The sequence below is a fragment of the Sphingobacterium alkalisoli genome (assembly GCF_005049105.1).
Lineage (GTDB): Bacteria > Bacteroidota > Bacteroidia > Sphingobacteriales > Sphingobacteriaceae > Sphingobacterium > Sphingobacterium alkalisoli.
On the sequence record NZ_SUKA01000001.1, the window covers coordinates 544894 to 568475 of the forward strand.

Sequence of the window (23582 nt, forward strand, 5' to 3'; positions counted from 1 at the left end):
GGCAGATGAGAGAAATAAAAATAATCCTACCTTTGAATCCAATGAATACGCTAGGAAGGAAAAGGCAACGCATAAAAAAAAGGCATTATCTGTTAACCATCATTTTATGGATTGTCGGTTTGTCTGCGATGAGCTCGCAAGCTAGGGTGTACTTTGGTAATTCTGAACATCAAGATAGCCTATTTCAAAATGAAGATACCGTTGTCCGGTTGGATAGCGGAATCACTCGGGGCGTGGATTCTTCCTATTTGGACTTGGTTTTCGTCAACCCGGATAGATCACATTATTTTTTGGAAAAATACCGCGACAATCTTATCGTGAAAGGTAATGAATTTATGAAGTGGATTGCTTTTTCAAACCAGTTGGTTAGAGAAAAACAGCTTGATATTATTCCTTCATCCCGTAAAAGTCAACGACCTCCTTGGATAATTGGTGTGCTGATAGTGCTATTTCTAAGTACTGGATTGATTCGGTTTTTCTTTCCAATGGATTTTCAGCGTATTATTGAATCTTACTATAACGAACGAGAACTCCAGCAAATTAGTAAAGAGGATAATATGTTAACCTCTTGGCCATATATTTTTTTATACCTAATTTTTAGTCTGTCTTTAGGGTTGTTCTTATTGATTAATCAATCACGATTTGATGATATATATGCGTTGAGTCCGTTGAATTTTTTAAAAGTTTCGGGAATAGTTGCTTTACTTTTTGCACTTAAGATATTCATCATCCGTATCATTGCTTTCATTTTTGAAATAGAAAGAATGGTGCGCGAATATATTACTATACTTTATCTTGTATATTTTAATAGCATGCTTTTTCTGATGCCCGTGCTGCTGTTTGTTACGTTTTTACCGCAAGTCTACTTTAATTTTTTGTTAATTTTGTTTTCGATAATTGTATCTATCCTGTTTCTATATAGGTTTTTACGAACAGCGTGGGGATTATTAGGTAATCATAAGTTTTCAATCTTTTATTTAATTCTTTATCTTTGCAGTCTCGAAATCACGCCGATTTTAATATTAGTGAAGGCACTAAGTAATTAAAGAAAAGAATTTTATGCAGATTGATGTAGCAAGAGCCAAAAAAGTAAAGAGTATTTTAGTTACTTTACCCAAACCTGAAAATGACAAATCTCCATACTTTACTTTAGCAGAAAAGTATAATTTGAAATTAGATTTTCGTGGATTTATACATGTTGAAGGGGTATCCGCAAAGGATGTACGTAAAGACCGGATCAATTTTGCAGAATACACTGCTGTCATCTTTACAAGTAAAAATGCGGTAGATCATTTCTTCCGCGTATGTGAAGAGATGCGTTTTGAAGTTTCTGCCGAAATGAAATATTTCTGTATATCGGAAGCTATTGCGTTGTACCTGCAAAAGTACATTCAATATAGAAAACGTAAGATTTTCTTTGGCAAGCAGACTGCGCAGGATCTGGAGGAAGTATTGAAGAAACATAGTAAGGAAAAGTTTCTGTTCCCCTGTTCTGACGTAGCTAATGAAGAAACGCAAAAGTGGTTGCAGGAAAACGGTTATAATTTTACGCCAGCGGTATTATTCCGTACAGTGATAACAGATGTTACAGATCTTAAAGATGTTTTCTACGACGTAATTGTCTTTTTCAGCCCTTCAAGCGTACAGTCTTTGTATGAAAACTTCTCGGATTTTGTTCAAAATAATACCCGTATAGCTGCTTTTGGAGCGAGTACACAGCAGGCTCTTTTGGATCACGGATTGATCCTTGATATACCTGCGCCAACACCAACTGCACCGAGTATGACGATGGCAGTCGAACAATATATCAAGCAGGTAAACAAATAAGTCCTCCATGGTTTGCAGAAATATTCGCCGCGGTAAATGTTACAAGAAGGTTCTTGAGAGTAGCTGGAAATAATTACTTTCAGAAAAAAAAGTAGTGAAGTCACTACTTTTTTTTATATTCAAAAGTTTTTACGTTAAAAGATGTTAAAGGTAGTGGTAGATTCACATTTTTTTGTTTTTTTTTGTGAGTGCTTTTTTTTAACAATTAACCTGTAGTTTTACATGCATTTAAAGAATGGATTATGGGTACATTAAGCTTAGAATTAAATTTTTATGAATTATAAGAAGTATAAAATTGTCTTTGGTCTTTTAATCGTATTTACCTCGGTGGTTAATATCAATTGTAAAGGGCCGAGTAATTCTGGCGAATTAGTAGGTGTCAAACTGGAGAAATTAAAAGCTAATAAGACTCCGCACGGAATGGTATTGGTTCCAGGGGGTACATTTATCATGGGGCAGTCTGATGAGGATATCACGTTTTCGCAAACCGCTCAGAATCGCCAAGTTACCATAGCTCCTTTTTATATGGACGATACAGAAATCTCCAATAGCGAATACCGACAGTTTGTGCATTGGGTTCGTGACTCCATTCTTATTCATAATTTTTTAGGTGATGATACGTACTTTATACAGGGGCTTAATGGTGAGCGTTATATCGACTGGGACAAAGTGTATAAGAAATCACCTTGGAGTACGGATGATCAAAATCAAAAAGAAAGATTATCCAGTATGTATTATCAAGGCGAAGACCGTATATTTGGAAAGAGTGAATTGGATGTACGCTTATTGAAATATCATTATGAATGGTATGATTTACGCGCAGCGGTAGATGGTAAAGGAGATCCCAATAAAACCCGGTCAGATTTTATTATGCGCGATACGATGTTGATTTATCCAGATACTACCGTGTGGTTAGCAGATTTTAGTTACACAGCCAATGAGCCAATGGTAAATGGTTATTTTTCTCATCCATCATTTGATGATTATCCGGTTGTCGGCGTAACTTGGAGGCAAGCACAGGCTTTTAATTCTTGGAGAACACAGCTATTCAACAATGCAGCGGCTAGAAATAAACAAAACCAACGATTTGATTATCAACTTCCGTCTGAAGCGGAATGGGAGTATGCTGCCAGAGGTGGTAAAATTGGAATGCAGTATCCTTGGGGCGGGCCCACGGCTCGCAATGCAAGAGGGTGTTTAATGGCTAATTTTAAACCTGGCAGAGGAAATTATATTGATGATGGCGTAGCGTACACGGCTCCCGTTTATGCCTATTTTCCAAATGATTTTGGGTTATATAATATGGCTGGAAATGTTGCAGAATGGACACAATCCAGCTATAATGAGTCAGCATACTCCTTTGTACACGATATGAACCCAACGTATACTTATAATGCCAAGTCTACAGATCATGAGACAATGAAACGTAAAGTAGTTCGTGGGGGATCATGGAAAGATGTGGGATATTTTTTACAGAATTCTGCAAGACAATACGAGTATCAAGATACAGCCAAGTCATATATTGGCTTTAGATCAGTAACAAAATATGCGGGAGTAGCATACTAACTATAATTATAAGAGAAATATTTTAAGAGCATATGGCAACGAAAAAGAAATTCGGTTTTAGCATCAATACATTGATCAATTGGGGTGCAACAGTAGTGATCATTGGTTTAATGTTTAAAATATTAAATTTTAAAGGCGGTGAGTGGATGATCGGTGTTGGTCTGGCGGTAGAAGCTTTGTTATTCTTTATCATGGGCTTTATGTCTGCCGAAAAAGATGTAGATTGGACACGTGTCTATCCAGAGTTGGATGAGGATTTCAGGGGAGAGCTGCCGACTAGGAGTACGCCTATACCCTCAAACATATCGCAGCCTATTGCCGGAGGAAATACAGCTGCATTGGATAAGCTATTACAGGATGCCAAAATTGATGAAAACTTGATCGGCAATTTGGGAGATGGTTTGCGGACGTTCGGAGATAAAGTGGCTTCCATTTCTAAAGTGGCAGATACAGCTGCAGCAACCAATCAATTTGCAGATAAATTGAATTCGGCTTCAATAGGAGCTTCGCAATTAAGTCATGCTTTTGAGCGTGCTGCTGCGGATTTACAGACCTTTAATGAGTCGTCTGCTGATATGCTGCAATTTAAAGAACAAGTAGGCACTTTTAATAAAAATTTAGCCTCTTTGAATGCCATATATGGCAATATGTTGTCTGCTATGAATACCAACCGTTCATAAATAGTAGTTTGATCTAGAAAGCGAATAAGGGAAATTACAAATTATGGCAGGACAAAAAGAGACACCAAGACAGCGGATGATTAGCATCCTGTATTTAGTGTTGCTGGGCTTAGTAGCATTAAATGTAAGCGATTCGATATTGGATGCGTTTAAAAATCTTGGTAATAGCTTAAATACATCAACGCAAAATACACAAGCTGGTATTGATAATATGTTTCTTTCCTTTCGGGAAACCAAAATGAAAGAGAACCCTGAGCGTGCGCAACCTCTCTTAACTAAAGCCGAGCAAGCACAGGCCGTAGTTGGTAAATTAACGACGAAACTGAAAGAGTATAATCAATTACTAACCGCAGAGGGCGGAGATATAAATGAGGAGACAGGCGACGTGAAGTTCAGGAGTAGTACTTCTATTTCGGCAAGATTGATGATTAATCAAGGCCGTGGAGAAGAACTTAGAAATATGATCAATGCTACTGCCTCGGAATTAAAGAAACTAACAAATAGCGAAGTTAGCTTTGCCTTATCTGCAGAAGATCCTGCTCCCCGGGGTGGAATTAAAAAATCTTGGGAACAGGTTAATTTTGGCGACGGTATTCCATTGACAGCAGCTATCACAGCCTTAGAGAAGATAACTGCAGATGCTAAGAACGCGGAATCTGCAGTTGTAAAGCATATTTTTGGTAAAATGGATCAGGCGGTCGTAAACTTAGATAAGTTTGCCGCAGTGGCTGTTGCACCTACGTCGTATTTAATACAAGGTCAGCCTTACACTGCAAAAGTCTTTTTGACAGCTTATGACTCCAAATCCTCGCCCCAGATTTCCGTAGGCGGAAGCGCTTTACCTGTCACGGAAGGACAAGGTACATATAGCGTAAACACCTCAAGTGAGGGAGTATTTAACTGGAAGGGGACTATTCGTGTACAGCAAACGGATGGAACTTTAAAAACGTACGAAACAGAGCCAATGACCTATCAGGTTGCCCGTCCCTCTGCTGTCGTTTCTCCAGATGCGATGAACGTATTATATATTGGCGTAAACAATCCAATTTCGGTATCGGCACCAGGTATTCCAAAAGAGAATTTGCTTGTTTCAGGTTCGAATGTTTCGATTTCTGGATCGGGTGGTAAATATACTGCACGGGTATCTTCTACAGGCGAGGCGACTATTAACGTTTCTGCTAAAATAGGCGATAAGACACAACAATTGGGAAGTACAAAGTTTCGTGTGAAACGTATTCCGAAACCGACAGCCCGCGTAGCGGGTAAAACGGGTGGACGTATATCCGCGGCTCAGCTGAGGGGGCAGAATGTCGTTTCGGCGTCCTTAGATAATTTTGAATTTGACGCCAAATTTAGTATCTCAAAGTTTAATATGTATATTGCTAAACCGCGGGTGGATCCTATCGGACCTTATCAGTCCTCTGGATCTTCGTTTTCTGGATCGATGAAAACCGCCTTAGGAGGTGTTACATCAGGTTCAGTTGTAATGATTTACGATATTGTAGGAGTTGGGCCTGATGGAGTAGCCCAAAACTTGGATGCTATTACATTTCAGGTAACGAATTAAACGAACAAGAGCTATTATGAAGAAGATATTATTATCAGTAGCTGTCTTAGGATTTTCGTTGAGTACACATGCTCAACAGGAGAATTTATCGAATAGCACAAAACCGGTTCAGGTTTCAGACGATCCACCGGTGGATGGGTATATTGCGAAAACTGATATCGAAAATCGTAAGGTTGTTCCTTATGCCGCCATTAGGCAGACGGATGTAGCTTTTAGTAAGCGTGTGTGGAGGGAGATTGATCTAAGAGAGAAGTTGAATCAGGCTTTTGCTTCTCCAAAATCGAGGCTTATGGATGTTATTGTAAAGGCAATACAAGCCGGCGAGCTCACCGCCTACGATCCCACACCTACCGAAAATGATCCAAATGGAGATAGTTTCAAAAACGTATTGCCACCAGATCAAGTAATGGCTCGGTTGGGAGGAGATAGTGTATTGGTAGAGGAATATAATGAGAGTAACGAGGTGATAAATTCACACTACGAAAGCAGGGCATTTAGTGGAGAGAACGTGGTGAAATTTCGTATAAAAGAGGACTGGATTTTTGACAAACAGCGCTCTGTTTTCGAACCCAGAATTATTGGTATTGCTCCTTTGATCACGCCTAATATTCCAGGGATGGACTCTGACATAGGCTTACCTATGGATAGTGATGGGGGTGGAGATATAGCAGCAGGCAGTGATCCGTTCGACCCATTTGCTGCTCCGGTAGAAACCGAGCGTCCAGAAACGGAAGATGCAGCATCTAATGTTCCGTTGCCTTTAGATAATGGAACAATAACCATGACAGTTGATCCAACACCTGCGTTCTGGATCTATTTTCCAGAGGCACGCCATGTATTTGTGAATAAGGAAGTGATGAATAGACACAATGATGCAACTGGATTAAGCTATGATGACGTTTTTATTAAAAGATTATTCTCAAGCTACATCGTGAAGCAATCTAATACAGACGATTTACGGATCAAAGATTATATTCGTGATGATCTCGATAGATTATTTGAATCTGAACGTATTAAAAAGACGCTAATGGACTATGAACAAGATCTATGGTCTTATTAATAATAGCGGTGATTAAGTGATAGGGATCGCTTAAAATTTTAGAATATTTCTACATTTCGGAATGTAAACAGCGAATCTCAGATAGAATTCGTCCCAGCCGATAGAATGCAGAGATATTTTTTTTATGTTTGTATAAGTACTAAAAGGCAATATTTTGAAATTAGAACCAGTTAATAGTATCTCAGGAGTGGCTCCGCAGGACTTTGTGAGAGATTATCTTAAAAAAGGCCAACCGGTTATCATAAAGGATTTCATTAGTAAAGATAGTCCATGTTGGACGAAATGGAGTTATGACTATTTCAAGGAAATAGCAGGGAACGAACAAATAGATGTCTATGGTCGCGAGGAAGAATCTCAGAACCATGCTGCCAGTCCGCCGATAGGACGGATGAGTTTCGGAGAGTACCTAGATATGATAAGTGCCGAACCGACTGAATTACGTCTTTTCTTGTTCAATCTACTGAAAATTAGACCTGAATTAAAAAAAGATATTATATACAATGATCTAACAGGAGGTAAAGTGATACAATGGCTTCCCTATATGTTCTTTGGGGGAGAGGGGTCTGCAACGCGTAATCATTTCGATATTGATATGTCACACGTATTTATTTCTCAATTTCAGGGTGCGAAGCGCGTCTGGCTGTTTCCGAATGATCAGTCAGATTTGATGTATAAATTGCCGTACAATTTTCATAGTATTGCCAATCCGAAGAAGAGCAGTGAGCAAGATTATCCTGGACTGAAATATTTAGACGGCTATGAGGCCGTTATTTATCCTGGGGATACGCTTTATATGCCAGCAGGATGGTGGCATTATATTCAGTACGAAACAGAAGGATATTCTATTTCTGTTCGAGCATTAGCGAATTCTGTAAGTGAAAAGTTGAAAGGTGCGCGTAATCTGTTTATCACACGCTATTTTGATGATACAATGCGTAAGATATTTAAAGGCAAATGGCTTGATTATAAGATTGAAATGGCCAAAAAGAGAGCAAGTCGTGCTGTTTCTAAGCGCGCAAAAGGACAATAGGGTAAACCTATTTAATTTGAGGGAAGAAAAGGGTGGCGTCCGCTGCCCTTTTTCATTTTTCTAGAAATGCATTTATTGCTGGTATCAGCAGTGTCATAAAAGGTTTTCGTCTGTTTGTTGCGTGGGTGTGTTACGATAGAATAGGGTATAAGGATCATTTTCGTAAATATGTGCGTCGGGATTATGCCGAAATGGAACCTCGACATCGAATATCTCTTCCAGGATTTCTTTTAGAAAAGCGACAAAGTTTTTCTTTTGTTCCATTAAATACGCGCCTTCCATTAATCCAGATTTACCGCTAAACAGCGTGCCATCCTCCCGCATTCTCCGTGCAACGTATAAATGGGGCTCTAAATTAGTTCGACCTGTTACTTGTTCGAATACATAGGAATAGAATAAGGTCTGCACAAGAGCTTTGTTTTCTGTGTTAGCAGAAAACACCTTGTCTATCTCTTTAAAGATAATGCGATCCCCTCCGGTTTTATAATCAACAATTCGGGTTTTGATTTGATTATCATGTGTTAATACTTCGTCCACACGATCAATAATGCCATATAGATTTACCGTTTCTATTTTTCCATTTACATTTATGGGGAAATCCAATGTGTAATCTGTATCGTTTTCTAATTCTATAATTCTAAAAGCTTTATAGTTTTCAATATCATATTGCAGATACATTTTAACATATTCGCTGGCGATTTTGTGCATAATCCGTTGCAAGCTATTCAAATCATCCAAACTTTTGAAATCGGACATATATTGATGCCCGATTTCGCGAACGATCAACGCGTCTACATCCAGTAAATTTTCTTTCAATCTCTCGGTAGGAATAAATTCATTTATGTTCTTAAAAGGTAAAAGAATCTTTTCCATCACTTCGTGAATGACCGTTCCGAGTTTATTCATCTCGAACTCTTGGGAAATGGAAGGAGGTTCTTTAATTTCGGCGACATGTTTCAAAAAAAACTGCAAGGGAGACTGCAGATAAGTGGTTAACGCGGTCGCAGATATTCTCCGGCCTCTTTCAATGAAGGTATGATACATTGTATCCCATACTTTCCCTTTTTTTTCTATTGTTATTTCTGTTGAAGACGGCGGAAAGAAAATAGCTTGTTGCTGTGTTTTCTTGATAAAATTAAATTTACTCTCAAACTCCAGTTGTTTGATAAATCGACTTTCTTCTCCTGTACTATTCTCATCAACTATACTGTTGTAAAATACATGTATATCCTCGCTGTATTGAAAATGGCGGTAGAACAGGTAGGCAGATAACGCATCCTGGTTTTCTAGAATAGGCAATCCATACGCCCTTCTCAAAGCATGAGGAAGGAAGGTAGGCGAATTGGAGGTCTTAGGTAAAATCCCTTCATTTGCGCCAAGAATATAGATATTGTCAAAATTCAGGCAACGACTTTCCAGCAACCCCATAATCTGTAGTCCTTTAAGCGGATTACCTTCTATTGCCGAGTTAACCGGCGCTATTGCTTTCTTAATTAGTCCGATTTGAAAGGAGATGCTGAGCGGTTCAATTTTGTCAAATCCCAATTTGAGCTGATAAAGCGTCTTTTTAGTCTCTACCAAAAGGTTGCTTTCAATTTGACGGATGCGATCCTGCTCTGCAATAGAGCTAAGGAGACGATCAATCAAATCCGTTAAGGAGGGTATTACTTCCTCAACTTTTGCGATTGGCTTGAAAAAATTTGGAAGTATGGATGACTTGATAGTCAAATCATCTATTGCAACTTCATAAAGCTGTTTGTCGGCCATGTACTGTTGCAGTTGTTGTTTTTCTTTTTTGGATACTTTGGTGAGCGGGTGATTGATAAACGTTTCGACAGACTGAAAAGGGATCTTATCCTTTTTTAGGTGTGAAATATCCTTATGTACATCCATCCAGAGATCCAATATTCCGAATATCGGAGATTGTATTAATGGGTAACCCGTGGTAATGTTTGGTACTACATCAGGTAAGCTTTGCAGTAATGGAACCAATAGGCTTTCATCGGCTAGTAATATAGCCGAGGTTTTGTCAGCACTTTCGGTGTTCTCCAAAATATCATGCAATAGTTTAGCTTGGCTTACTTTTCCGTTTGCAGCATATAGATGTACCTCTGTAGTTTTTTTTGCAAGAATGTTTGGGCTGGCTTCCAACGCATTAATTAGGCCAGTTTGATAAATGTTTCGTCGGATAAATAGTCCCGCTTCCTGCTGCCTGTCTTCTAGATAGTAGGCATCCGTATCGAAGTAAAATAGCGCTTTCCCCATTTCTTGCCATTGTTTAAACAAATAGGCTTCCGCATTATTTAGTGCATTGAATCCGACAAACAGCACCTGTTTAAAATTTTGGATAAAGTGTGGTCTTTCAGCCCTCCCTTCAGCAAGATCGCGGTATATACTAGGGTAATTAGATTGCTTTTCTTGCTGTAATTTTTCTTTGAACGCTTTATATAAGATAGGTAACCTTTTCCATAATTTTAAAAAGCGTTGCTGAACACCCGTATGCCCCGCGATAGAAAATGATTGCCAAAATTGCCGAATAAACTGCTGCTGTTCTACTGTGAGATGTTGAAACTCAAGATCGATTTTACTCGTATCATAGAGCTCCATATAGATGTGCTCGATATTAACCAAATCATAATCCAGTTGGCTAAAATCACTGAGAATAATTTCTGCAATAGGATAAAACTCTTCCAAAGTTTCTAACTCATGCCCTTCCTTTTGTAAAAGCTCATTGTGCAATTGGTACAAATAGAAAAATTGACTTAGTGAAGATGCTTCATTCGCCGAAGTCGAAAGGCTAAAAAACTCTTGTATGGTAAAAAACTGTGGAGACCATATTGCCTGTCCGTATACATCTGCAAGATGTTTTTTGAGATAGGTGATCGGTCTTTTATTATTGAAGACGACGGCAATTTCTGTTAGATCATTTCCAAACCGATTCTTGATGTCTGCGGCTACTAGTCTTAAAAATGGTGTGTTCATTCTTCAAAATAAAAGTAAAAAAAAATAGAAGTTTAAAAATGAAATTGCCCCAACGAATGATCAATTGCCAAAGTTATCAAACCACTTCCACAAGTTCATTGATTTTGGCATAATACAAATATCCTTTTATGTTGTTATAACCGAGGTTATGTAAAGTCTTGATATATTTATCAACCTGAGATTTATGTCCAACGTAGTCGCTCTGGGTAAATTTAAAATCCAAAACAATTGTTTCCTCGCGGTTGGTAAATACTTTGTCGGGGCGTATCGTCTCTCCATCTGCTGTAATGATGCTCGCTTCGTTCCATATTTTGTAATTACCGATAAGCCATTTGTTAATTTCAGGGTGATGCCATATCTGCCGTATTTCCCTCAAAATAATCGGTCGCTCTTCGTTAGATAGGATTCCATCTTCAATATATTTATCGACCCATGCATCTATGTCCCTTTCATTGGATACTTCGGACATGATCTCGTGCGCTAAAATCCCATACTGAGAAGCTTTTTCAAGCATGAGGATGTTGTTAATCGTGCGTTTGGACGATTTTTCCAAGGCTTTTTCCAGCTCCTTCGAAATAGGATAGCGATCTAAGGCTATGAAATTAAGAGAAGTAGTTTCCTCTTCCTCCTGTGATGGGATAGCATGTTGTATGTGGATTTCTCCGTTTTCCAATTGGAAAGGCGCTTCGATGTAATCCAGTACTTGATATATCAAGTCACTGATGTACTCATTTTTGACTTCCAATCCCATGATTTCTCCTGTTTTCTTGTCTACTGTCTCTTTGAATGAGGGAGCGGAGATATAAAGATGTTCTACAGCCCGCGTCGTTGCTACATATAACGTGTTTAACGCGTCCATATAATTGAAGAGCATTTCTTCAAAGTACTGTTTGTAGAATATGGAATCTCCTACATTTCCATTATATTTGATAGGAACCTTACCTAGTTCGGCAAACGGTGTGTCAAAAGTCTGTATCCAGAAATCACCATTCGTCATTCCGTCTAGATCCCATGAACAGAAAGGTAGCATGACCACATCGTAAGCCAATCCTTTAGATTTATGTATTGTGGTGACTTCAATTGCATTCACTTTTCCATTGGAAGGAAGAACAGCGCGCTTGCCATCTTCTTCCCAAAAGTCTAAAAATTGAATAATACCGCGTTCCCCATTATTAGAAAAAGAGGAAATAATATCTTTGAACGCGAGGATATAGGGAAGGTGAATATTTCCTTTATCTGTTAGATGGTAGATCTCGATGAGCTTTTCGATTAAGTGAACGAGGGGTAATTTTTGCCAGTTTTCCCAGTTGTCAATCAGTTCATGAGGTAATACATTCTTTAGATCTTTAATCTCGTTGGATTTGAAGTCTAACCAGATGTCATTGTCAAAGCTTACATTATTCTGTATGACATGGTATAAATACGCTATTTTTGCACGATGTATAATATGTTTGTCCGAGTTAAATACAAGAGCTTTTAACGTTTCAATCAATAACAATATGGCATCATTAGAAATCAAAGCAAGTGCATCTCCCGAGATGACTTCAAATTCTATGGAGTGTGTATTCTTAAAATCCATTAGATACTGAATCACCATGCGTGCTTGTGCGTTACTGCGCACCAATATGCCGATCTGATGGGCCTGATATCGCTTATTTGTGATCCACTCTCCCACTTGCTTACAAAGAGCGCTAATGGAAGCCTCTTCGACTTGATTTCTTCTCCAAGCACCGGATGTCACCGGGAAATAAACAATGTCTATAGACCCCGGTTTTGAGGGGTCGGCCTGTTTATTATCAGGAGTAAGTTGCTCACTGTTTGCATAGGCATTGATAAGCATCTTGTCATTGCCTGATTCTTTCCACCATTCTTTACCTTCAGTAGTCAAGTTGTCGAAAACCTTCTCATTCAGTATATCCTGTAATTTATGTGGTATCGTTTTAAACAAGTAATTATTTAGTGTAATGATATTTGGTAAACTTCTAAAGTTCGTGTCTAAAGACCCACTTTCTATAAAATTGGCTCGATTGTCAGGCATGAGATGGAAAACATCCGATACCTGCTGTTCGACTTGATAGAGTAGGATGCGCCAGTCGCCATTTCTCCACCGGTAGATGCTTTGCTTTACATCGCCTACAATGAGGTGTTCGCTCAGCTCTCCGCTTGCATTTCCAAGTGCATTTATCAGTAGCGGACTATAGTTTTTCCACTGGATACGCGAGGTATCCTGGAATTCGTCGAAAAGAAAATAATTATATCGATTTCCTATTTTTTCCCAAATGAAAGTCGGATCGTTATTTTCATCTAATCCTAGTTTGCTCAATAGTATCTGTGAATCGGAAATTAACTGAGCACCATTTTCTTTTCTCCACTGACTTAAGAGATTGCTCATTTCTTTGAGCAACCTCAAATAATACAGGTTACTTTGTACAGCTTGATACGCAAGATAAGTCGGGAAATAACGATATAAATCTGCCATACTGTGGAGGGCAGGGGTAAGTTGCTGGATGATATCGTACCGCACAGTCTTATTTTGATCGGTGAAGGCGTCTTCATTATCCATCAGCCCCAAGAATTTATCAAATAGTTTTTGTAGTTCTGTAGGTGTTAATTTAGAAATATTGGGATTCGTTTTGCTCGCTGAGAAGAGTTTGTTTCTGGATTTTCCTTTCAGTTCGTCCGCCTGAAGGCCAAAATTTGCAACTAGTGCATTAAAGGTCGTTATCGCTTGACTGAATGCTTCGAGGAAAGTCTTCGTTTTTGTGTCGACCTCTTTGTCTAGTAAATTAAAAACCTCTTTGGCGTCAGCCATGTTCAAATAACCATCAAACTCCTGAAAATGTTCGGAAAAAATCAAACCAGCGAGTTTCATCAGCTGTTGACGATAATTCCAATTCTCATTATTGGCGATTTTCTTATCGGCATAAGCAATAATCCAGTCCAACAAGTCTGGCCGTTCATCCAATAATTGGTTGAGCATTACGGTTAGCTCTTGTTTTACCTTGTTCGTGTTCATCTCAATTTTGTAACCCGCATCCAAATTGAGTTCATATGTGAAACTACGGATGACTTTTTGAGAGAAGCCATCAATGGTACTAATGGTAAAATGACTGTAGTCGTGTAATATTTTTCTATAGACCTGATATGCTTTTTCCTGTAAAGTCTCGAAGTTCAAGGCCGGCACCCGTGCCAATAGCAGGTTGCGGTAATCGTTGGTTTTTTTGCTGTCATCTCCTATAGCAAGAGCTTGAAGTACCCTCAGAATGCGCTCTTTCATTTCAGCAGTAGCTTTATTGGTAAAGGTAACGGCTAATATTTCACGATAACTGTTTTCTTTGGATAGTAATAAGGTCAGGTAATGCACAGTAAGACTGAATGTTTTACCAGAGCCAGCAGAAGCTTTTAATATTTTTAGAGGAGCTATTGTACGCATGATGTGAAAGGTAAGAGTAAAAAGTTAAAAGTCAAAAATAATTACTATCTTTGCGTCCCCTCTTACATGCTGTACGGGGGATATGTTGAATACATAACTAAAATTAAACATGGCAACTAAAATCAGATTGCAAAGACACGGTAAAAAAGGACGTCCTTTTTACCACGTAGTAGTAGCAGATTCACGTGCTCCACGTGATGGTAAATTCATTGCACGCTTAGGATCGTACAATCCAAACACAAATCCAGCGACTATCGTTTTGGATTTTGAAAAAGCGTTGGATTGGTTGAATAAAGGTGCGCAACCTACTGACACAGCTCGCACTATCCTTTCGGATAAAGGCGTTCTTTACAAAAAACACTTACAAGGTGGTGTGAAGAAAGGCGCTTTTGACGAAGCTGCTGCTGAAGAAAAATTTGCTGCTTGGATCGAAGCTAATGAAGCAAAGACCGCAGGCAAAAAATCAGGATTAGCACAAACGAAAGAGGAAGCTAAAAAAACAGCTTTAGCTGCTGAAGCGAAGAAAAAAGAAGAAAAAGCTGCTGCTATCGCGGCAAAAAATGCGCCAGTCGTAGAAGAAGCTCCTGCTGAAGAAGAAGTGGAAGCTCCAGAAGCAACTGAAGGTGCAGAAAAAACAGAAGAAACTGAAGGTTAATCTTTCAAAAAGTATTCAGAAAAGCCGGATCTTAGGAACCGGCTTTTTTATTTTAACGTCACAATATGACACTAGAACAAAGTTTTTATATCGGTTATATCTCCAAGACCAGAGGTCTAAAGGGTGAAGTTCAGATCTTTTTTGAGTTTGAAGATTACATGGATTTGGAGTTTGATGTGCTCTTTGTGGAAGAGAACAAAAAGCTTATCCCGTATTTCGTGGACGAATTGAAGCTACAAAAAAATAGCACTGCCTACGTTATGTTAGAAGATATCGATCATATCGACAAGGCTCAACCGCTATTGCGGAAGAAGATCTATCTTTCAAAAGATAAAATGCCTGTTCGTGATGCAGATGATTTTCGGTATACCGATTTGATAGGCTATCTGGTTATGGACGAACATCATGGCGAATTGGGTAAGATCACCGATGTACAGGAGATGCCACAGCAGTTTATCGCTACGGTAGATATGAATGGCAAAGAGTTGATGTTTCCACTTTCCGACGATTTGATTCTGGGAATAGATGCGGAAGAAGAAGTTATCGAAGTAGATTTGCCGGAAGGATTGGTGGATTTGTACGGCGCGTAAAATAATTTTGACTTTTTACTTCTTATTGCCGATATTAGCACCGCTTATAGAGAAAGGCAGAGGGACTAGACCCGCTGAAGCCTTAGCAACCTGACACTTGGTCAAGGTGCTACATTCTACTCGTCTTCTGTCGGGAAAGATAAGCTGAAGAAACACGATGTCGGTGCGTTTTCTCTAAGCCTAAAACTATAAAATAATACTTGCAGATGAAAATCGTTGATCATATTAAAAATGCAAAGGGAAAAACATTGTTTTCTTTTGAATTATTGCCTCCAGCAAAGGGGCAAGGCATTCAAAGTATCTTCAAAACAATGGATGAACTTATGGAGTTCAAACCTCCCTTTATCGATGTTACGTATCACCGCGAAGATTACCTGTATAAGCAGCATGATAACGGTTTGCTAGAACGGGTTGCGTATCGTAAACGCCCCGGCACTGTAGCTATCTGCGCAGCAATTATGAGTAAATATAAGGTTGATGCCGTTCCGCATCTAATATGTGGAGGATTCACAAAAGAAGAAACGGAGAATGCACTTATTGATCTTAATTTCTTAGGAATAGACAATGTATTGGTACTGCGTGGCGATGCACGTAAGGGGGATTCGGATTTTATACCTACCCCCGGAGGACACGCATATGCTACCGACTTATTGCAGCAAGTGGCAGATATGAACCGTGGCCAATATTTGCACGAAGATATTGAACTTTCTGAAAAAATGAACTTTTGTATCGGTGTAGCTGGTTACCCTGAAAAACATTTTGAAGCACCCAACTTCAATACGGATTTCAAATGGTTGAAGAAGAAAGTAGACATGGGCGCAGAATTTATTGTAACCCAGATGTTCTATAATGTAGAAAAGTATAAAGAATTCGTAACCAAATGCCGCGATAACGGTATTCACGTCCCTATTATACCGGGGCTAAAACCATTGACGACGAAAAAGCAACTGATTACCTTACCCAAGATCTTTCATTTGGATATTCCAGAGGAACTCAGTGATGCAGTATCCGAATGTAAGACAAATGCAGATGTAAGGCAGGTCGGCGAGGAGTGGCTTGTGGAGCAATGTAAGGAGCTGATTAAATTTGGTGCGCCCGTACTGCATTTCTATACCATGAGTAATCCCGGGCCAACAAAGAAGATCGTAGAGCGATTATTTTAACAACAAAAGGAGGTATTAGCCTCCTTTTGTTGTTAAATATTGTTAATCCATGCAATATACAGGATCTAGTGTTTAACTTTAATTATGTAATTAACTAATTCCTAGGATATGAAATACGCGAAAATTAACAATATTGTAGGTTGGCTATGTGGAGCAATTGCTGCCACGGTCTATATCATCACGGCCGAGAAGTTTAACAGTTGGTGGGATACGGGAGAGTTCATAGCTTCTGCGTATAAACTACAAATTGTGCACCAGCCTGGCGCCCCCTTATTCCTAATGCTTCAGAATTTATTTTCAAATTTCGCTTTTGGTGATACTTCCCGTATAGCTTTGTTGATGAATATAGGCTCAGCAATTTGCAGCGGATTAACCATTGTTTTCCTATTTTGGACAACTACTGCTTTAGCGCGGAAAATAATGGACAAAGCCGGAGAAGGCGGCAATTTACGGATACTACAAATTATCGGAGCAGGCACTGTTGGCGCTTTAGCGTATGGTTTTACAGATACATTTTGGTATTCAGCAGTTGAATCAGAAGTATATGCCATGTCGTCTCTATGTACTGCTATCGTATTTTGGTTGGTGCTAAAATGGGAGCGGAGAGCAGATCAACCTGATGCAAACAGATGGTTGCTCATGATTGCCTATGTAATGGGACTTTCTATCGGGGTACATTTGTTGAACTTACTTACTATCCCCGCGTTGGCATTAGTGGTCTATCTTAGGAAGACAAAACAAATAACATGGAAGGGTGTTGCGAAATCTTTGGGGATAGGCATATTGATACTAGCTTTTATACTTTGGGGTTTGATTCAGTATATGGTAAAGTCGGCGGCATATGTGGATCTGTTCTTTGTCAATACTTTAGGACTTCCGTTTGGATTTGGTGTCGTAAGTTTTATGATATTGATTCTCGGAAGTTTGATTTTTGGTATTATTTATTCAGTTCGTAGAGTAATGCCAATTTTGAATGTTCTTCTTTTAGGAATCTGCTTTGTTCTTGTAGGGTTCAGTTCATATTCTATGCTTTTGATACGCGCCCAAACCAACATTTCGCTAAATAATAACGATCCGGACAATGTGTTTTCTTTCTTAGGGTATTTAAGTCGGGAACAATATGCTAGTGAACCCTTGTTGAAAGGGCCGAATTTTGATGCAAAAGTAAAAGAGGCGCACACGCAACATACCTATCGCAAAGATGAAAGCGGGTATACCAAAATTGAATCCAACCGCAAATATACCTATGACAAAGAATCGCTTTTCCCACGGATGTATAGCGAAAAACACGCGGCCTATTATCAGCATTATTTAAATTTAAATGCAGATCAGTCACCTACTTTTTTAGATAATTTGTCTTTCTTTTTTTCCTATCAGCTGAATGATATGTATATACGTTATTTCATGTGGAATTTTGTAGGAAGGCAAAATGACAAGCAAGGACATGGTACGTACACAGAAGGAAATTGGCTTTCAGGAATTGATTTTTTAGATAATGCCCGTCTTGGTGGACAAGAGGCATTATCTCCTTCAATGAAATCCGATCCTTCAAGAAACAATTACTTTTTTCTTCCGCTATTGTTAGGTGTTTTAGGGTTGATTTGGCAGATTAAACACAGAAAACAGGACGCATTGATTGTGGCACTTTTATTCTTCTTTACGGGAATTGCTATCGTCATTTATCTCAATCAGACACCGATGCAGCCTCGCGAGCGTGACTATGCCTACGCAGGTTCATTTTATGTTTTTTCAATTTGGATAGGTTTAGGACTATTGGGCTTGATAGATATCATCAAACAAAAGATAATGTTAAAATCCGCTTCTATTTTATCTCTTGCTATCTGTTTGATTGCCGGTCCCGGAATATTGATAATTGAAAATTGGGATGATCACAATCGAGCGGAGAGAGAGATGACGAGGGAAGTTGCTTTCAACTATTTAACATCCTGTGAACCCCATGCTATTTTATTTACCTACGCCGACAACGATACCTTTCCGTTGTGGTATTTACAGGAGGTCGAAGGGATTCGTACCGATGTACGTATTGTCAATTTAAGTTATCTGCAGTCAGACTGGTATGTAAAGCAATCCATGCAAGATATAAATGAGGCAAAGCGTCTGCCTTTAAATTTTGAAGTATCCAAGATCGCAAAAGGAGTTCGGGATGGTTTGCCCCTACTCGATATGAACATAGAGGCGCATACCGACGTGAGGACGTTGGTAGATATCATGTTGTCGGATAATCGAAATAACCAAATCCAGATGAAGGATGGACATTACGTCAATTTTCTACCCACCAAAAAACTGGGGTTACCGATAGACAAGGATTCTGTGATCCGAAATAAAGTGGTGCCACAGGATTGGGAAAAGGCGATCCCGGACCATATAGAATGGATATACAATAAAGATTACGTAACCCGGGCGGAACTTTGCATGATGGAAATATTGGCCAATAACAATTGGGAAAGACCTATTTATTTTGGCATGATGTGCCCTGAAGAAAGTTTCATGGGATTGGATAAGTACTTAGTTTCTGAGGGTTTTGTATATCGATTAATGCCGGTGGAATTGAATCAGATAGCAGATGATAACACATTAATAAATAGCGATACCCTTCATCGCAATATAACCCAGAAATATAAATGGGGGAATATACATGAGTTAGATCATTTTGATCCCGATTCCAATTTTATGTATGAGAATTTTATTTTGAGCAACGTTTTTGTGAATTCCTTGACCTCGTTAATGACTGAAAATAAACTTGACAAAGCAAAAGAGGTTGCTTTGATCGCATACGACAATATGCCTAAAAAGGTGTCAAGTTTAAGACAGGTGTATCTCAATAGCGTTATCGTCGATACGCTCTATGAAACGAGCGAATTAGACAAAGCCAGATTGCTTACGGATAAAAATTTAAGATTCGTTGAGGAAGAAATGAATTATAATTATGCAGTAATGCAGGGTAAAAATTCTGCTTTGGATGAGAGAGGAGTAAGACTGGGGCTTGCATCTTTAGAAAATTATCAAAAAATATTGTCGGACGCTGACGATGAAGAATTGTTGATTGTTGCTACCGCATTGAATGATAAATATAAGAATATATACCTTCAATAGAAGATACAAAAGGAGGTATTAGCCTCCTTTTGTAATTATTATCCTTTTTTAATTTCTTTCGCCCAGGAATCTTTTAGTGTTACGGTACGGTTAAAAACTAGATGATCTGTAGACGATTTAGTATCTAGCGTAAAGTATCCTAGACGGATAAATTGATATCCTTTACCTGCCTGTGCTGTCGCTAAATCAGGTTCAATATAAGCTTTGGTAATGATTTGTAAACTATCTGGATTGATGGAAGATTTGAAGTCTTCAGCAGCAACCGGGTTCTCCTCATGAAATAAGCGATCATATAAACGCACTTCAGCCTCCTTCGCATGAGGCACCGATATCCAGTGGATCGTTCCTTTTACTTTTAATCCTGAGGTATCTTCACCAGATTTGGAGTTAGGGATATAGTTACAATGTATTTCGGTGACTTTTCCATCAGCATCTTTCACGAAATCATGGCATTCTACGATATATGCATGTTTCAATCTAACGGATAGCCCGACACCTAGACGGAAAAATTTCTTTGGCGGTTCTTCCATGAAGTCTTCACGCTCTATCCACAATTCTTTAGTGAATGGAATATTACGAGATCCTTCTCCTCCTTCGACTTCTGGGTTGTTTTCGCCGTTTAATTCTTCTACCTGACCTTCCGGGTAATTTGTAATCACCAATTTGATGGGATCCAATACCGCCATGCGACGCCAGGCAGTTTTGTTAAGATCTTCGCGGATGCAGAATTCCAACAAACTCACATCGATCATGTTTTCGCGCTTCTGCACACCGATTTTATCGCAAAAGTTGCGAATGCTCGCTGCTGTATATCCGCGACGGCGTAAGCCAGAAATCGTAGGCATTCGTGGGTCGTCCCAGCTTTCAACAAATTTTTCGTTTACCAATTGAAGCAATTTTCGTTTGCTCATAACAGTGTACGTCATGTTTAGGCGGGCGAATTCGTATTGTTTAGAAGGGAATATTTCTAACTTTTCTATACACCAGTCATATAGTGGGCGATGTGGAATAAATTCCAAGGTACATATCGAGTGCGTAATTTTTTCGATCGAATCTGATTGTCCATGTGCAAAGTCATACATTGGATATATACACCATTTATCTCCCGTACGGTGATGATGCACATGTCTGATGCGATACAACAATGGGTCGCGGAGGTGCATATTGGGGTTGGCCAAATCTATTTTGGCACGCAATACTTTTTCTCCATCTTTGAATTGCCCTTCACGCATCTGCTGAAAAAGCATTAAATTTTCTTCAACAGAACGACTACGGTATGGAGTTGGTACCCCGGGCGTTGTAGGTGTGCCTTTTGCAGCTGCTATTTCCTCCGCTGTGCTGTCGTCCACATAGGCCAATCCTTTTTTTATTAAATCTGTAGCATATTGGTATAGCGTGTCGAAATAATCAGACGTATATAGCTCCTGTGCCCATTGGAATCCAAGCCATTGGATGTCACGTTTAATACTTTCAACATACTCTGTGTCTTCTGTAACAGGATTGGTGTCGTCAAACCGTAAGTTGGTCAAGCCATTATATTTTTGCCCTAAACCGAAGTTTAAACAAATGGATTTGGCATGTCCAATATGAAGATAACCATTAGGTTCGGGGGGGAAGCGTGTCAGGACTCTGCCGTCATGCGTTCCTTTGCGGAGATCCTCTTCAATAATCTCTTCGATAAAATTTAATGATTTTTCTTCCTCTATCATGTAGCAAACTTAGATAACTTTCCTTTTTTTAACAAGTAATAGTTTTCGCTATTTATTTTTTTTCCCAACGATTGATACGCGCACGATTACGGCATTTTGAAATTAGAGACAAAGGATGAGGTTTTTCGTCGTATAATTTAATTTTATGTATTTTCGGAACAAATACCATACAAATGAAATTTCGTCTTTACCTCATCATATACTTCATCAGTCCGGTCCTATTAATGGCTCAAAAGAAAGTTAAACCAGCCTTATTGGTGTACGGATCGGATATTGAAGCCTTTACGGCTGCTGTACAAAGTGCACAATCGAGCGTCGCTACACTTTGGGTATTGGATCAAGAACAAATGGTACCCTCGCTTACCACAGAGACGACTACTGTTTTATCTAATGCTAATTTAGATGGCGGTATTTGGATGGATATGTTGATGAAAATAGCGATGAGTAAAGAAGTGAACGATTCCTTAGCTCAGCTGGTAAAGCGCGATATCAATCCACGATTAGCAATGAATGCGGTTGAGAAGATCCTTTCTATGCAGCCCAATCTCACCGTAATGAAGGGCTTGTCGGTAGAGTCGGTGGAACGGCGCAAAAAAGATTGGGAGGTCACTTTTTCAAACAAGGAGAAATACGCCATACGGGCTATTGTAGATGCGACGGAGGAGGGAAAGTTAAAGACGTTAGTAAATGGTATGGAAGGTTATTATAAACCCGGAAGAATATCCCGTGCAGATGCGCATTCACTCGATTTATCACGTACTACTGTTGCGGTTGGTGAAGTAGATGGCGTTATATATTCGTATGTTTTAAATAACATTCTGAGTCAAGCTAACCAAAATTTATTTTCCGCACAATATTTGGTTCAGGTTGCTCGAAATGCTGAAAGTATTCCGCTGCGTGCGCAACTTGGTCAGGCTATGGGAGCGGCGGCGGCATATTGCGCATTTTTCAAAACTACAACAGAGAAGATTGACGTACGGAAGTTACAAACCGAATTGATTACATATGGAGCGAGGCTGTTGCCTCTTCATGACGTCCCGACGTCTCATGTTCATTACCGGGCAATTGAAAAAATGTATCTGTCGGGTCTATTAACAGGAAAGAAAGAAGGAAGCGGTTATATATTTGATGTGAAAGACAGTGTTACGTTTCAAGAAATTAAACCCATATTCAATCAGCTGCATTCACGAAGTCAGCTATGGTTCATGGATAATGACGGCGTATATCTAACTTGGAAAGATCTGTTAAGTTTGGTTAGGTTCGTGAGCTTCAGAGGGAAAGAGATGGATGCACAAATTAAAAAAGACTGGTCGCACAAGCTAAAGTTTGCAGGTGAATTTGATGAGAATAAGATCGTAAATCGGGAAGAGTTTGCGGTAATTGTTGGTAAATATGCCGATCCATATGTTAAGGCTGTTAACATGCAAGGAACTATTTTAAGATAAAGTAAAAACAAGAAACTCCGACAGGCTTTTGTCGGAGTTTCTTATACTATATCCTATTTATAAGCGAAGACATCTCCTAGATCATCGTTGCTTGTAAATGTAGAATCCAGATCAATTAATTCACCAGTTCCGATGTTGACGACCATTCCATGTACAGCCAGATCTTCGCGATCTTTCCATGCATTCTGTACAATAGATGTTGTACATAGATTAAATACTTGCTCTTTTACATTTAATTCGACCAACCTATTTGTCTTCTCTTCTGGGTCTTCAATTGCATCAACTTCTGCTGCATGAAGTCGGTATACATCTTTGATATGGCACAGCCAGTTATCGATAATGCCAAACTGTTTACGGCTTAAGGAAGCTGCAACACCACCACATCCGTAATGACCTGCTACAATCACATGTTTTACTTTCAATACATTAACTGCATAATCGAGAACGGACAGCATGCTCATGTCAGAGTGAACACACATGTTAGCAATGTTGCGATGTACAAACACTTCTCCGGGTTTTTTGCCGGTCAGTTCATTAGCTGGTACACGGCTGTCTGCACACCCGATCCATAATATCTCTGGGCTTTGACCTTTTGCCAGTTGTTGGAAACGGCCTGTCTTGTCTTCGCTTACAAAATCGACCCAGTCTTTATTTCCGTCTAAAATTTTTTTAAAACCTAATTCTAATTCGTTGTTTCCCATATTTTTTTAATTTGGAATTGCTTTCATGAAAACAATTCAAGATACAGCATTTATGTTAAT

The 23582-nt window shown here is 39.1% G+C and carries 16 protein-coding genes and 1 riboswitch; of the genes, 12 read left to right on the top strand and 4 right to left on the bottom strand.

Annotation, left to right across the window (positions count from 1 at the left end):
- The first annotated feature begins 5 nt into the window (after nucleotides 1-5).
- The 7 genes from FAZ19_RS02105 to FAZ19_RS02135 all read left to right on the top strand — a co-directional run bounded on the left by FAZ19_RS02105 (nucleotide 6) and on the right by FAZ19_RS02135 (nucleotide 7730).
- On the top strand, nucleotides 6-1046 hold the full coding sequence (locus FAZ19_RS02105; protein WP_136818944.1) for a DUF4271 domain-containing protein: 1041 nt from the start codon (nucleotides 6-8) through the stop codon (nucleotides 1044-1046).
- A 13-nt stretch (nucleotides 1047-1059) separates the two neighbouring features.
- Nucleotides 1060-1827, top strand: a complete 768-nt coding sequence (locus tag FAZ19_RS02110; RefSeq protein ID WP_136818945.1) for a uroporphyrinogen-III synthase — start codon at nucleotides 1060-1062, stop codon at nucleotides 1825-1827.
- A 273-nt stretch (nucleotides 1828-2100) separates the two neighbouring features.
- Nucleotides 2101-3393, top strand: coding sequence for a T9SS ring complex lipoprotein PorK/GldK (porK, locus tag FAZ19_RS02115; protein WP_136818946.1), 1293 nt, complete (start codon nucleotides 2101-2103; stop codon nucleotides 3391-3393).
- 32 nt (nucleotides 3394-3425) lie between these two features.
- Complete coding sequence (gene porL / locus FAZ19_RS02120; protein WP_136818947.1) at nucleotides 3426-4073, top strand: type IX secretion system motor protein PorL/GldL; 648 nt, start codon at nucleotides 3426-3428, stop codon at nucleotides 4071-4073.
- Between the two features lie 43 nt (nucleotides 4074-4116).
- Nucleotides 4117-5640, top strand: coding sequence for a type IX secretion system motor protein PorM/GldM (gene porM, locus FAZ19_RS02125; protein WP_136818948.1), 1524 nt, complete (start codon nucleotides 4117-4119; stop codon nucleotides 5638-5640).
- A gap of 16 nt (nucleotides 5641-5656) precedes the next feature.
- Nucleotides 5657-6700 carry a type IX secretion system ring subunit PorN/GldN gene (gene porN, locus FAZ19_RS02130; RefSeq protein WP_136818949.1) on the top strand — a complete coding sequence of 348 codons (1044 nt, stop codon included), beginning with the start codon at nucleotides 5657-5659 and terminating at the stop codon, nucleotides 6698-6700.
- Nucleotides 6701-6854: 154 nt separating this feature from the next.
- A complete protein-coding gene (locus FAZ19_RS02135) occupies nucleotides 6855-7730 on the top strand; it encodes a cupin-like domain-containing protein (protein WP_136818950.1) in 876 nt (291 codons plus the stop codon).
- 93 nt (nucleotides 7731-7823) lie between these two features.
- On the opposite strand, the gene FAZ19_RS02140 is transcribed toward FAZ19_RS02135, so the two are convergent.
- Together FAZ19_RS02140 and FAZ19_RS02145 are read right to left on the bottom strand one after the other, a co-directional pair.
- Complete coding sequence (locus FAZ19_RS02140; RefSeq protein ID WP_136818951.1) at nucleotides 7824-10712, bottom strand: PD-(D/E)XK nuclease family protein; 2889 nt, start codon at nucleotides 10710-10712, stop codon at nucleotides 7824-7826.
- A gap of 76 nt (nucleotides 10713-10788) precedes the next feature.
- Nucleotides 10789-14145: a UvrD-helicase domain-containing protein gene (locus FAZ19_RS02145; protein WP_136818952.1), complete on the bottom strand. Its 3357-nt coding sequence runs from the start codon at nucleotides 14143-14145 to the stop codon at nucleotides 10789-10791.
- Between the two features lie 109 nt (nucleotides 14146-14254).
- Between FAZ19_RS02145 and FAZ19_RS02150 the strand changes: the two genes are divergently transcribed.
- The 4 genes from FAZ19_RS02150 to FAZ19_RS02165 all read left to right on the top strand — a co-directional run bounded on the left by FAZ19_RS02150 (nucleotide 14255) and on the right by FAZ19_RS02165 (nucleotide 19667).
- Nucleotides 14255-14800 carry a 30S ribosomal protein S16 gene (locus tag FAZ19_RS02150; protein ID WP_136818953.1) on the top strand — a complete coding sequence of 182 codons (546 nt, stop codon included), beginning with the start codon at nucleotides 14255-14257 and terminating at the stop codon, nucleotides 14798-14800.
- Between the two features lie 65 nt (nucleotides 14801-14865).
- Complete coding sequence (gene rimM, locus FAZ19_RS02155) at nucleotides 14866-15390, top strand: ribosome maturation factor RimM (RefSeq protein WP_136818954.1); 525 nt, start codon at nucleotides 14866-14868, stop codon at nucleotides 15388-15390.
- A 41-nt stretch (nucleotides 15391-15431) separates the two neighbouring features.
- Nucleotides 15432-15536: riboswitch (SAM riboswitch) on the top strand.
- A 60-nt stretch (nucleotides 15537-15596) separates the two neighbouring features.
- Nucleotides 15597-16553: a methylenetetrahydrofolate reductase [NAD(P)H] gene (metF, locus tag FAZ19_RS02160; protein WP_136818955.1), complete on the top strand. Its 957-nt coding sequence runs from the start codon at nucleotides 15597-15599 to the stop codon at nucleotides 16551-16553.
- 108 nt (nucleotides 16554-16661) lie between these two features.
- On the top strand, nucleotides 16662-19667 hold the full coding sequence (locus tag FAZ19_RS02165; protein WP_136818956.1) for a glycosyltransferase family 117 protein: 3006 nt from the start codon (nucleotides 16662-16664) through the stop codon (nucleotides 19665-19667).
- A 38-nt stretch (nucleotides 19668-19705) separates the two neighbouring features.
- Here FAZ19_RS02165 and FAZ19_RS02170 read toward each other — a convergent pair whose 3' ends face one another.
- A complete protein-coding gene (locus FAZ19_RS02170; protein WP_136818957.1) occupies nucleotides 19706-21376 on the bottom strand; it encodes a glutamine--tRNA ligase/YqeY domain fusion protein in 1671 nt (556 codons plus the stop codon).
- A 173-nt stretch (nucleotides 21377-21549) separates the two neighbouring features.
- Between FAZ19_RS02170 and FAZ19_RS02175 the strand changes: the two genes are divergently transcribed.
- The gene (locus FAZ19_RS02175) at nucleotides 21550-22821 is read left to right on the top strand and encodes an FAD-dependent oxidoreductase (RefSeq protein WP_136818958.1); all 1272 of its coding nucleotides are present in this window, start codon (nucleotides 21550-21552) and stop codon (nucleotides 22819-22821) included.
- 53 nt (nucleotides 22822-22874) lie between these two features.
- Here the strand turns inward: FAZ19_RS02175 and FAZ19_RS02180 are convergent, their stop codons facing one another.
- On the bottom strand, nucleotides 22875-23522 hold the full coding sequence (locus tag FAZ19_RS02180; RefSeq protein ID WP_136818959.1) for a carbonic anhydrase: 648 nt from the start codon (nucleotides 23520-23522) through the stop codon (nucleotides 22875-22877).
- Nucleotides 23523-23582 lie beyond the last annotated feature (60 nt).